The sequence below is a fragment of the Ignavibacteria bacterium genome (assembly GCA_017303675.1).
Classification (GTDB): Bacteria; Bacteroidota; Ignavibacteria; order Tepidaquicellales; family OLB5; genus OLB5.
This window is the reverse complement of the sequence record JAFLBX010000001.1, coordinates 389,334-401,544: the sequence shown is the minus strand read 5'-3', so window position 1 is coordinate 401,544 and position 12,211 is coordinate 389,334. Positions and strand designations below refer to the sequence as shown.

Below are 12,211 nucleotides of genomic sequence, written 5' to 3'. Positions count from 1 at the left end.
TGTATTAATTCATAATTTTTAACAACAGGTCACGTTTTCGTTTTGAAAACATGTTTGTTTTGTTCATTCTTTTCAAAGCTCTTTCACATGCTGTCATCGCGTAATTTATTTCTTTCAGCGCAGCTTCATCGTCAATTTCAGAAAGCGCCAGGAGTGTATAGTAGAACGGGAACCTTCCCCATTTCCCTGCCTCATCGCGGTTACTGTGCAGTGACCGTATTCCGTCTGTAATATATTTATGGTATTTTGGCAGTCCCCCTGAATTTAAATATCTCCATAACCCAATGGTACAGGGTCCGCAGCAGAAAGTACCAAGTGGTTTTCCGGCAGCTTCAGATGCTTCAAGCATTTTGTAGAACCACTCATCAGTTTTCTTCAGAGTTCCAGGAGTTACTCCTACAATTTTTGAAAGCTGCTTTACCACTCTCGCAGATTCTTCTGCCATAATATGTCTCATCGATGCGCACAACAGGCGTTCACCTGTAAATGTATGGACCGATGACCGCATATCTTTATCTGTTAATCCGTAACTGTGATTGTAGGAATATTCAGTATCATAACGGGTTGATATCCACGATATAATTTCCTTAGCATCGTTTTTTGTGATCTTTTTTCCGTAGAACAATGCTTCATTAACATTATCAACGGTTTTGTACAGGCTGGTTCTGTTTAATAGCTGCATAATTTTTTGCTTTAAAATTTACAGATTAAACCGCTTAATTTCGAAAATTAAGAATCACAGTGTTTTAAGCATTTTGAAGGAGCTCATGCCTTGGGGCCTGCATACATTCCTCGCTGCATGAACGGGACCACTTTTCTTCGCATGCTTCGCATTCAAAATGCTGTTTATGGCAATCAAGGTTTGCGCAGTTAACGTACCTGTCAGAAGGAGTTCCGCAATGCAGGCACTTTCCGGTAATAGTGTATTCATCGGCAAAGTTGATGGGTATGGATATTCTTTCATCAAAAACATAACATTTGCCTTCGAAGAGCTTTCCCTTTACTTCAGGATCGTGGGAATAATTTACAATGCCGCCATTTAGCTGGTAAACATCCTTAAATCCCTGCTGCAGCAGGTAACCTGAAAGCTTTTCACATCTTACACCTCCGGTGCAGTATGTTAAAACTTTTTTATCTTTATATATTTTAAAATCTTTTTCTACCCATTCGGGGAATTCACGGAATGATTTAACAGGCGGCCTGATAGCATTCTTAAAATGACCAAGGTCAAACTCATAATCTGTCCTTCCGTCCAGAATGATAACGTCATCCTGCTGCATCAGCTCAAGCCACTCTTTTGGCTCAAGATGTTTGCCGCTTAATACATTCGGGTCAAGATCTTGTGGCAGCCTGAAAGTAACAAGCTCTTCTTTATATCTTACATGCATTTTTTTAAATACATGACCCGGTGAGTCATCCATTTTAAACCAAAGATCTTTGAATCTTTCATCAAGCTTCATATGAGCCATATATTTTTCAGTCTGGCTGTATGAACCGCTGCATGTGCCGTTTATTCCTTCGGGTGAAATTAAAATTCTGCCCCGTAGTCCAAGATCTCTGCAATAACCCAAATGTTCTTCTGCAAAAAATTCAGGATTATCGATTTTTACATATTTGTAATATAGTAATATTCTATACATGATTAGCAAAATATTAATTATTCATTGAATATAAAATGACAACATTTTTGATTAAAACACGGTATTTTAATGGTTTTTATTATGATATTAATCATTGGATAGCGATTTTTGACAAATTATTTTTGTATATGGATATTTTTGATGAAATAAGAAGAAACATTATCGGCTATGACGCGGAGTTTAAGACTCCATTTGGCTTTAAAAAGCTGGTTTACGCTGACTGGACAGCCAGCGGGAGACTTTACAAACCTATTGAAGATAAATTATCAAATGAATTCGGTTCATTAATTGGCAATACGCACACAGAAACCAATGTGACCGGTTCAAGTATGACCCTTTCATATCTTAAAGCCAAACAAATTATTAAAAAGCATGTAAATGCAAATGATAGCGATGCTATTATCGGAACCGGCTCGGGAATGACAGGAGCGATGTTAAAACTGCAGAGAATGCTTGGCTTCAAGGTCCCTTCAAGACTGAGAAAATTTCTTAATATTCCCGGGGAACAAAGACCGATAGTCTTTATCACGCATATGGAACATCATTCAAACCAAACGACGTGGCTTGAAACAATTGCAGATGTTGAAATTATTGATGCAGATATAAACGGACTTGTAGATCTGGCAAGCCTGGAACACTTATTGAAAAAATATTCAGACCGTTCGATAAAAATCGCTTCTGTGACATCATGCAGCAATGTTACCGGTATTTTTACTCCGTATCATAAAATTGCGGAAATTATGCATGCAAATAATGGATGGTGTTTTGTTGATTTTGCATGTTCTGCCCCATATATAAATATCGATATGCATCCTGAAAATGCTGCTGAAAAGCTGGATGCAATTTTCTTTTCACCGCATAAATTTTTAGGCGGTCCGGGTTCAAGCGGAATACTTATTTTTGACCGCAATCTGTATGACAGCCATTTTTCACCTGACCAGCCGGGCGGTGGAACTGTTAAATGGACAAATCCCTGGGGCGAACACAGTTTTTATGAAGATGTAGAGCTGCGTGAAGATGGCGGCACTCCGCCTTTTATGCAAACTATCAAAGCTGCGCTGGCTGTAAAATTAAAAGAAAAAACAGGCGTACTTAATATTAGGAACAGAGAAAAACAAATAACTGAATTAATATTTAAAAATCTTAAACAAGTTTCAGGGCTCAGGCTTCTTGCAGAAAATATCGAAGAGAGGCTGCCGGTCATTTCTTTTTATATAGAAGGAATGCATTATAACTTAGGCGTAAGACTCTTAAATGACAGGTTCGGAATACAGGTTCGCGGCGGTTGCTCATGTGCCGGTACATACGGCCATTACCTGCTCCATGTTTCAAAGCAGCTTTCACATCATATCACAGAAATGATAGAACATCATGACCTTTCAGAAAAACCCGGCTGGATAAGGATGTCTATGCATCCGGTAATGAGAGATGATGAAATAAATTTTATATGTGATTCAGTTAAACAGCTTGCAGAAAATTTCAAAACATGGGCTCTTGATTATGAATATGATCCTCATGAAAATAATTTTATTCATAAAAGCAGGCCGGTATTTGAAAACGAACAGGTTGATAAGTGGTTTGATGAGTATAGTTTAAGGGTATAAAGAAGATAATGTGAATTATTTTAAAACCTTTCTGTAAACTTTTTCTATATTTGCTGCCATTATATCGACAGTAAATTTCTTAAGCATTAATTCGCAGCTTTTTTTACCCATATCCAGCCTCAGCTTTTCATCGGAGCATAGTACCATAAGTTTTTCAGAAATACCATTTACATCTTTATCATCCAGAATAAATCCGTTTACACCTTCTTCAACCATGGCGGGCATATCGCCAACACGCGTAATAACCATGGGTAGTCCCTGCGCTAGCGCATGAAGCATAGCATAAGGAAAAGTCTCACCGCCCCCTTCGACTGATGTATGTGCGTAAATATCAAATGCTGAATACATAGCTTTAATATCACTTCTGAAACCGGGAAATATAGTTCTTTCGCTTATTCCAAGCTCGCCGGCAAGTTTGTGAAGCTTATCTCTTAACTCACCGTCACCAATAATCATAAGCCTGCTTTGCGGAAATTTTTTCATTACCTCAGGGTATGCACGAATAAGGTATTCCTGTCCTTTAAAAGGCACCATCCTTGCGGCATTGCCTATAAGTATTTCATCATCTTTTACATCAAATTCTTTCCTTATTTGTCTTCTTGTTTCAGGGTCTTTCTTATTTTGTTCGGGGTCAAGTCCCAGGTGAAGAAGCGTAATTTTAGCCTGGTCTATTTTATCTTCGTTTATCAGAAGATCTTTTGTGCACACCCCGTCAACCATAAAATGATTTATCAGAAATTTATTCCTGTACCAATGAGTTATGTTATGAGATATGCTGTGAAAGCTGTGCACATTTGAAACGTGTTTTACACCTGCAAATTTTGCAGCAAAAGCGCCGGCAGTTCTATCGTAATTAGTGTTTGAATGAACAATATCAATATTATTTTCCTTGATGAACCTGCCCAGTATCCTTGAATTTTTCCATAGGTCGCTTTTTCCGGAATGTTCGGGATAATCCAGCGGAAAAACACCAATACCTTCATTTATACATCTGCCGTAAATTATGTTATCTTTTCTGCAGGATACCCAGACTTTGTGGCCTTTCTGTGTAAGAAGCTTTGCCAGCTGATATACAAAAAACTCACCGCCTCCATATATATCAAGTGCGTTTAAAAGAAGAATGTTTAATGGCTTATTATCTGTCATTTTCACACGAAATTAGGGTTTTAAATGGAGATTTTAAACATTGAAAAAATGACATAAAATTCAGCATAAAACCTGATAAATGTCAGTTCATTATATAGTATAAATCATATGATATTATGACCGTGCACGTTAATTTAGTATTGGTAAAAAATATATTCTTATCAAAAAAATTAAGAAAATCATAAAAATGGAAACAATTGATTATAAAAAGGTAGTTTCTAAAGATCTTGGATTTGCAGCAAGAAGAGGAAAATATTACGATATAAACGATGTATTGAAATCCGGTTTACCTTTAAAAGATAAAGAAGCAGAAAATTTTGAAAAACTTGATTTAATATACAGAACTTTATGTGCTGTACTTTTTAACTTTGTGCCGACAAGCGGACACCCAGGAGGCTCAATCTCATCAGGCAGATTTGTTTCATCAATATTATATAACATTCTGGATCTTGATATAAAAGATCCTTTCCGTGATGATTCTGACCTGGTTGTCTATGCAGCCGGTCATAAAGCACTTGGACTTTATGCAATGTATGCTCTCAGAAATGAGCTTGTAAGAGCATTTAAGCCTGAACTGCTTCCTGAAGAAAAATTCCAGATGAGGCTTGAAGACCTGCTTGGTTTCAGAAGAAATCCTGAAAATGAACTTCCGCTCTTCCATAAATATAACGCCAAAGCGCTGGATGGTCATCCGACCCCGGCAACACCTCATGTAAAAATAGCTACCGGTGCAAGCGGTGTCGGAGATACTGCTGCTTTCGGACTTGCCCTTGGCGCAATAGATTATTTTGGTGAGAATGCTCCGCAAATTCATGTAATAGAAGGCGAAGGCGGTTTAACACCCGGAAGGGTAGCTGAAGCGCTTGCTGCAGCATCAGCTATGAGGCTGCATAATATTAAGTTCCATATCGATTTTAACCAGGCTTCAATTGATTCGAACCGTGTTTGTCGTGAAGGTGAATTAAAAGGCGATTACGTACAATGGAATCCGATGGAGCTTTGTTATCTTCATGATTTTAATGTGATATATGTAGATGACGGAAAAGACTTTAATAAAATTGCCGCTGCCCAGCTTTTTGCCAAAAAAATAGATAATAAAATGCCGACTGCCATTGTTTACCGCACAGTAAAGGGATGGAAATACGGAATAGAAGGAAGAGCTTCGCACGGTGCCGGACATAAGATGAACTCTGAAGGTTATTACCAGGCTTGCAGTGAATTTGAAACAGCATTCGGAGTTAAGGTTCCGCGTTTTGAAGGCGAAGCAACTCTAAATAATATAGAAAAATGTTTCTTTGATACTTTGATGACCATTCGCGGAGTAATTGAAAAAGAAAATTACCTGAAATATTTCGCTGAAGCGATCGAAAAAAGCAAAGCCAGGTTAACTGAAGATAACAGGAAACCTAAAGGAGAAGGTTCTGATATTAATGCGCTGTATAAAAATGATATACTTAATGAAAAAGAAATTCCCGCTGAATTAAATATTGTTCCCGGAGAAACTACAACGCTTCGCGGAGTCCTTGGCTCATCACTTGGTTATATCAATAAAAAATCAAAAGGCGCAGTTCTTGGCGTAGCTGCTGATCTGCTGGGCTCAACTTCTGTTAATCTTGTTGGGACAGGATTTCATGAAGGATTTTATGATACAGTAGATAACCCTGAATCCCGCATCCTTGCAGTGGGCGGAATTTGCGAAGATGCTATCGGCGGAATGATGTCAGGACTTGCAGCTTTTGGCAAACATATTGGTGTCAGCTCCTCCTATGGTGCGTTTATAAGCGCTATGGAGCATACTGCAGCAAGACTGCATGGCATAGGGGAGCAAAATAAAGTAATGCATTTTGGCGGTAACTATAATACCTGGATACTTATAAATGCGCATGCAGGGTTAAAGACCGGTGAAGACGGTCCTACACATGCTGACCCGCAGTGCCTGCAGCTAATTCAGGAAAACTTTCCTCCGGGAATATTGATAACGCTCACTCCCTGGGAACCCGGTGAGATATGGACACTTCTTGCAGCAGGATTAAAACAAAGGCCGGCAATACTTTCACCATTTGTTACACGTCCAAATGAGCTGATTATTGACAGGGCAAAACTGGGAATAGCTCCCGCAGCAGATGCTGCTAAAGGCGTTTACGCTTTAAGAAAAGCCGATCCAAACCAGCCGCTTGATGGTTCAATTATACTTCAGGAAAGCGGTGTAACAATTGGATTTGTTACAAAGGTTCTGCCAATGCTTGATAAAGACGGCTATAATATGAATATATATCATATTTCCAGCGCAGAGCTTTATGATGCTCATCCGAAGGAAGAAAGAGAAGCATTGCTTCCTTATACTGTTAGACGCGAAGCTTTGGGAATTACAGGCTTTACGCTGCCAACAATGTATAAATGGATAACAGGCTTTGAAGCCCGTTATAACATTCTGCATCCGTTCCGTAAAGGTTATTACCTCGGCAGCGGTTCTGCAGAAAGCGTGCTTCACCAGGCCGGACTTGATGCAGAAACAATGTATGCAGAAGTAAAAAAATACATTGAAACAAGATCAAGAGAAAAGCTTTCAGTGAATTAAAAAGCTCCTGCCCATGCGGAAATGTTGATAAATTGCTGATATATTACAGGGTATGATGCTGACCGCGGTCTTATGGACCGCGGTTTTATTTTTCTTTTGATTTAATCTTCATCTTCTTCTTCATCGTTACGGTTATTTTCCATTTTGTTCTTCTTGTTATTTTGTTCTTTCATATCTTTTTCATCTGCGCTTTTATGACAGGAAACACAATCATCAATATTGTTTATTCCTTCTTCATTGTGTTCACTTAAGATGTTTCCTGCAGTGTGTTCGTGGCAACCGTAGCATGTATAGGCTTTGTAATTATTATTTGTGTGGCATGTTATGCACTTCGTGTTATGGTCACTATCCAGAATGAACTTAGAAGAATGATCAAAGGTTGATGGTTTCCATTTGATGGTGCTATGGCAAGCATTGCAATTTTCAGTAATTCCGGAATGGAATTCATCACCCGGATTTTTATGACAAGTATTGCAGTTTTGTACTTCATTCTCAAGAATGAATTCATGTTTGAAGGCATTTATATCATTCCATTTTTTTGTTGTATGACAGCTTCCGCATTCAGTTTTATATTTTATATGTTTGTTATCAGCAGGTGTTATATGACAACCCTTACAATTGTTTAGTATATCTTCAGAAACCAATTCATGATAAAATTTGCTGATGGAATTCAGTGGTTTTAAACCAATATGATCGGTATGACAGGACGAACAACTTTGTGTTGTTAAACTTTTATGAAAGAGTATTTTATTGCTGATTATACCGTTTGTTTTTTCTGAACCAATTTCAGAAATGTTATGGCATACAATACATTTCTCATTTGATATTCCCCAAAAGGGTTTATGGCATGAAAAGCATTCTGTTTTAATATTTTGATGCCCGCTGACAAGCTCTCCCGGGTTTAACATAATATGCGGGTATACATACATTAGTCCTAATATAATTAGGGTAACAATTGTAACGTAAATTTTTTTCATTTTATAAACATTAATATCGTTATTATATGCAGTAAAGCAAGTATTGTAAATAGAATTGTAATAGGTATATGGACTACGCGCCATTTCTTCATAAGATCAACTGAAATCGAATCAAAAAAAAGCTGTTTAGAGGCATCTTCATCAGTTATACCAAGCTCTTTTAGACTCTTTTTTTTAGCTTTTAATATTTCAGTTGATTTTTTTAAAAGATATTTGCCGGTTAGTCCGCTGCCCACGGTTACAAGCATCATAATTATGCCAAGCCAGGGTAATATCGCATTAAAATGTATTCCTGCGTGAACTAATATCAGTATTGAACCAGCCCATGCAAAATATTCGTGAATAGAAAGCAACTTTTTGGGCGAACCTCTTTCTATTAATTTGCGTTTACGCAGTGAGTACAAAAAAGAAAGTATAATAAGAAGTGTTCCGGGATAGCTTAACCAGTAACCTATTGATAAAAGATTAAATTTATGGAGCAGGTAATCAAAGAAGATAGCTGTTAAAACCATCAGGCCGAACCATTGAACAAAAGGAAGGATGTATTTTAATGCTACAGATTTTTGCATAACAATCGTTCAAAAATTATTAATTGCTTTTTCAATTCTTATGATTTTAATCTTTAAAAATATTCAGTATAAATATGATTAATTTTATATAATTTAAGTTCCAAATACAGATTAATTTCATTATATATGGTTTGCTGAATAATTTTTTATCTTTTAAATCAATTTCAAATTTATTAAATTTGTAATTCAACATGCAAAATACCTTGAAAATCAGGTATTTTTGCGGGTTTTGCGGGAATGGCGAAATTGGCAGACGCACCATCTTGAGGGGGTGGCGCTCACAAGGCATGGGGGTTCAAGTCCCCCTTCCCGCACACTAAAAAAGGAAGGCAATAGCTTTCCTTTTTATTTTACGGTCGATCTGTTTCCGGAAATATCAACCCTGTATTCAATTCCGTTTTCTATTAATAATCCTTCAGTATCACCTGATGCATGATCAGTATCTATTGCGATAACTTTGCTGTTATAGAAATACTTAACATCATCAACTATCGTATGTCCCACAACAATTTTGTTTACATCAAATATTTTCAGTGTTAAGTTGAGTGAATCTTCTTTAATAGTTTGCTGAACATAACCCCTGTACCAGAATGGGGAATACTTTGACCTGAAAATTGTACTTACAAGCGTATCGCCGCTTTGTTTGGCTGCTTTGCTCCTGAAATAATAATTTCTTGATTTGGTATTAATTTCTTCAATACCGGGATAAAGTAAATTCAATTCTTCCGATATACCCCCATGAAGAAATAAGTATGACCCTATCTTTTGAGCGATATTTTTAGTCTCAAGCCATCTGCCAAGCTCAGTAGTTGGTTTATAAAGGTTTTTGTAATCTTCATCCATAAGCTTTGATGTTTCGAAATATTTTTTCCTGACATAACGAATGTCATCGTTCATATTCATTATTTCATGGTTGCCAAGTATAAAGTGAACGTAGCCCCCGTTTTTTACAGCTTCCTGCTCAAGGTGATAAATGAACCAGAGGCATTCAGTAACATTCAAACCCCTGTCAAAAAAATCACCAACAAGAACCAGGTGTCCGTTGCCGAATACCCATTGATTACCGGTATTTATTACACCGTTATTAATAAGAAAATCTCTGAACGCAGCGAAATTACCTTCAATATCAGAAATTGCTATCAGCTTTTCCGGCATTTCGAAAACGCATCTTTCGTTGATTAATGTATCTTTGAGCTGAGTTGCAAATGAAAGAGATTCATTGATATTACATGTTATTGATCTGCCTTTTATATTTTTATCAGTTGAATCAGTTTTAACATAGAAACCGTTTGTACCTTTTAGAACCTGCTTTATTATTGCAGAATTATTCCTGTAAATTATATATGGGCCGTCAAAATCTGTAGTTGATATATCCGTTGTATCGTCATTTGAGTTAAAGATAACAGTTTGACCTGTAAAAGTAACCGGCTGAAACAGCAGAAAAAATAATAGGTAAATATACCGATGTTTCATTCAATAGTCTTTTAATCACATATAATATTATTCAAAAATAATGAAAATATCTTATCAATAATCCATAAAAAAAGGCGTTCATTAAAATGAACGCCTTTAATATCAGGTGCATGTTTTATTTTACTATTACCATCTTCTTTACATCTTTAAAAACTACACCGCCGTTTATTGTGCTTGCAGTTAATTCATAATAATAAACCCCTGAAGCAAGTTCAGTTCCGTTAAAATCTGCAGTATATACCCCGGGTTCACTATATCCATTATATAATTCATTAACCAGCTTTCCGGTGATATCAAAGATATTCAAAGTAACATTTGAAGTTTTCGGTATTTCAAACTTTATATTTGTAACCGGGTTAAATGGATTCGGGTAGTTCTGCTGAAGGGAAAAAACCTTAGGCAGTATGCCGGTATTTATAGAAATCCCGATGGTTCCCGGTACAACACCTGCTGTAGTAGTGCCTGTTTTCAATACTATATCATTGTTCGGGTCAAAAGCAAAAGCAGTTGGCTGCCTGTTGAATGTCCAGATCCATATCTGGTTATTTGTTGTGTTATCTACCCGGAAGGTTGAATCAGGTCCAGAAGCAAAAGTTATTTTTACTGTCAAAGGCATTCTGTGAAACGGCGTGTTTGACTGGGTCTGCTTTGCCTGGAATCCGACATTCCAGCTTCCGTTTCCGAGATCTGCAAACTGGTACAGGTTTGCGTAAACCGGGTGATTAGGCTGTTTGACCCATTGGTCCATGAACCATGATAGGTCCTGTCCTGCAACCTGGCTTATCTTTGCTGTGAAATCATCTGTTGTTGCAGATTTATATTTAAACTCGGCAGTATCCATTGCATAACCGCGCAAACAATTAAAGAAAACATTGGTATCATTAAGCACATATCTAAGCATATGCAATACACATGCTCCTTTATTATAAGTTATTGCTGTATTATACAGGGTATTGATATCAGGTGTTACTACAGCCCACTGCGGATTATATATCGGCCAGCCCGGGTTACTGTTAAGATAAGCGGCAGCTGTGGTATTTATATCATTTTTATACGCAGTATAACCTCCGGTTTTTTCGTACCATAAAGATTCACAGTAAGTTGCAAATCCTTCATTCAGCCAAACATCCGCCCAAGTAGCGCAGGTCACAAGGTCTCCAAACCATTGATGTGCGTATTCGTGAGAAACAAGGTTTTCATTCCAGCAATTAGGGCATAATGTAGAAAGTGTCTGGTTTTCCATTCCAGCCCAGTTAAAACCCGGAGCAGGAGCAGTTGCAAATCCGTTTTTTTCAAATCCGTGCTCACCGAATTTCTGTGAAAAGTATGTGGTCATATTCACAAGCGCTGATTGCATTGCTGTTGGATTTTCTCCTGCATTAAAATAAAATCTCAGGGGAATACTGTCTGCTGGATTTGAAATTTTAGGCCAGTAAACTATATTCAGATTATAATTTACCTTACCCGTAAGTACCACAAGATAAGTGGCAACAGGGTCACGGCTTACCCAGTGATAATACAAAGTATCACCTGTTAAAGTTGAATCGTTTAGCTTGCCGTTTGAACCAATTTTTACATTAGCCGGTACTTTTACGGTAATATCTACTGTTGCTTTATCAGAGGGTTTATCCCAGCATGGGAACCACTTGCGCGCTCCTTCCGGAGGAGCATCTGTAAAAAACCCGCCGTTACCTGTATAAATAGAACCGTCATTTACATTATTGTGTGAGTAATTTACAAGCACTTCGGTAATTTCCCCGGGATTATATACACGGTTTAATGTAATATTCAGAATATTTCCTGTATGAGTGAAAGAAACACCGCTTAAACCAACAGAGCTTACTGTAATGGATGTATTTATTGCATTCAGATTAATTGAGCTTAATGCAGTATCAATTCTGAATTTCACTATCACGCTTCCTGTGAATGATCTGGGGAATGGTGTAATAAAACAGCTTCTGATATCCAGGTTCAGCTTGTAATCAAGCACATCAAATGAGTGTTTCGGAGAGTTAGGGGAATCACCCGCATAAAAGTTATGTATCATTGATCTTTTTCTTTCAGAACAAAGATCAGAACCTCTTTTTTGAACTTCCTGTGAGAAAAGTGCCGGCACAAGAATGAGAGCTGTTAAAATGTAAAATATGAATTTCATTTAATATTATATTATTTCCTTTGGATGGATTTTTCTTAAAATAACTCTTTTTTGATGACAAAAAAAGGC

9 protein-coding genes and 1 tRNA gene are annotated in these 12,211 nt (G+C 37.3%); 3 read left to right on the top strand and 7 right to left on the bottom strand.

What is annotated here, in order from left to right; translation table 11 throughout:
* Nucleotides 1-4 precede the first annotated feature (4 nt).
* Both J0M37_01820 and J0M37_01815 read right to left on the bottom strand, forming a co-directional pair.
* On the bottom strand, nucleotides 5-682 hold the full coding sequence (locus J0M37_01820) for a hypothetical protein (protein MBN8583803.1): 678 nt from the start codon (nucleotides 680-682) through the stop codon (nucleotides 5-7).
* Nucleotides 683-746: 64 nt separating this feature from the next.
* Nucleotides 747-1,640 (bottom strand): rhodanese-related sulfurtransferase, encoded by an 894-nt coding sequence (locus J0M37_01815; protein MBN8583802.1) that lies wholly within the window; start codon nucleotides 1,638-1,640, stop codon nucleotides 747-749.
* A 128-nt stretch (nucleotides 1,641-1,768) separates the two neighbouring features.
* Here J0M37_01815 and J0M37_01810 point away from each other — a divergent pair, with 128 nt between their 5' ends.
* Entirely contained in the window at nucleotides 1,769-3,244 is a 1,476-nt protein-coding gene (locus tag J0M37_01810; protein MBN8583801.1) for an aminotransferase class V-fold PLP-dependent enzyme, read from the top strand.
* Between the two features lie 15 nt (nucleotides 3,245-3,259).
* Here J0M37_01810 and J0M37_01805 read toward each other — a convergent pair whose 3' ends face one another.
* Nucleotides 3,260-4,390: a glycosyltransferase family 4 protein gene (locus tag J0M37_01805; protein ID MBN8583800.1), complete on the bottom strand. Its 1,131-nt coding sequence runs from the start codon at nucleotides 4,388-4,390 to the stop codon at nucleotides 3,260-3,262.
* A 187-nt stretch (nucleotides 4,391-4,577) separates the two neighbouring features.
* On the opposite strand from J0M37_01805, the gene J0M37_01800 reads away from it, so the two are divergent.
* On the top strand, nucleotides 4,578-6,968 hold the full coding sequence (locus tag J0M37_01800) for a hypothetical protein (protein ID MBN8583799.1): 2,391 nt from the start codon (nucleotides 4,578-4,580) through the stop codon (nucleotides 6,966-6,968).
* Nucleotides 6,969-7,069: 101 nt separating this feature from the next.
* Here J0M37_01800 and J0M37_01795 read toward each other — a convergent pair whose 3' ends face one another.
* Nucleotides 7,070-7,945 carry a class III cytochrome C family protein gene (locus J0M37_01795; protein ID MBN8583798.1) on the bottom strand — a complete coding sequence of 292 codons (876 nt, stop codon included), beginning with the start codon at nucleotides 7,943-7,945 and terminating at the stop codon, nucleotides 7,070-7,072.
* Nucleotides 7,942-8,514, bottom strand: a complete 573-nt coding sequence (locus J0M37_01790) for a hypothetical protein (GenBank protein MBN8583797.1) — start codon at nucleotides 8,512-8,514, stop codon at nucleotides 7,942-7,944. Before J0M37_01790 ends, J0M37_01795 begins: the two co-directional genes overlap by 4 nt.
* Nucleotides 8,515-8,745: 231 nt before the next feature.
* Here J0M37_01790 and J0M37_01785 point away from each other — a divergent pair.
* Nucleotides 8,746-8,828: transfer RNA gene (locus J0M37_01785), tRNA-Leu, on the top strand.
* Between the two features lie 31 nt (nucleotides 8,829-8,859).
* Here the strand turns inward: J0M37_01785 and J0M37_01780 are convergent.
* Together J0M37_01780 and J0M37_01775 are read right to left on the bottom strand one after the other, a co-directional pair.
* Nucleotides 8,860-9,987, bottom strand: a complete 1,128-nt coding sequence (locus J0M37_01780) for a metallophosphoesterase (protein ID MBN8583796.1) — start codon at nucleotides 9,985-9,987, stop codon at nucleotides 8,860-8,862.
* Nucleotides 9,988-10,102: 115 nt separating this feature from the next.
* Complete coding sequence (locus tag J0M37_01775) at nucleotides 10,103-12,142, bottom strand: T9SS type A sorting domain-containing protein (GenBank protein MBN8583795.1); 2,040 nt, start codon at nucleotides 12,140-12,142, stop codon at nucleotides 10,103-10,105.
* Between the last annotated feature and the right edge of the window lie 69 nt (nucleotides 12,143-12,211).

Bases quoted from the DNA above. Each gene is read 5' to 3' on its own strand.
- J0M37_01800 (MBN8583799.1), top strand. From the start codon at position 4,578: ATGGAAACAATTGATTATAAAAAGGTAGTTTCTAAAGATCTTGGATTT.
- J0M37_01790 (MBN8583797.1), bottom strand. From the start codon at position 8,514: ATGCAAAAATCTGTAGCATTAAAATACATCCTTCCTTTTGTTCAATGG.
- J0M37_01810 (MBN8583801.1), top strand. From the start codon at position 1,769: ATGGATATTTTTGATGAAATAAGAAGAAACATTATCGGCTATGACGCG.
- J0M37_01815 (MBN8583802.1), bottom strand. From the start codon at position 1,640: ATGTATAGAATATTACTATATTACAAATATGTAAAAATCGATAATCCT.
- J0M37_01795 (MBN8583798.1), bottom strand. From the start codon at position 7,945: ATGAAAAAAATTTACGTTACAATTGTTACCCTAATTATATTAGGACTA.
- J0M37_01780 (MBN8583796.1), bottom strand. From the start codon at position 9,987: ATGAAACATCGGTATATTTACCTATTATTTTTTCTGCTGTTTCAGCCG.
- J0M37_01775 (MBN8583795.1), bottom strand. From the start codon at position 12,142: ATGAAATTCATATTTTACATTTTAACAGCTCTCATTCTTGTGCCGGCA.
- J0M37_01805 (MBN8583800.1), bottom strand. From the start codon at position 4,390: ATGACAGATAATAAGCCATTAAACATTCTTCTTTTAAACGCACTTGAT.
- J0M37_01820 (MBN8583803.1), bottom strand. From the start codon at position 682: ATGCAGCTATTAAACAGAACCAGCCTGTACAAAACCGTTGATAATGTT.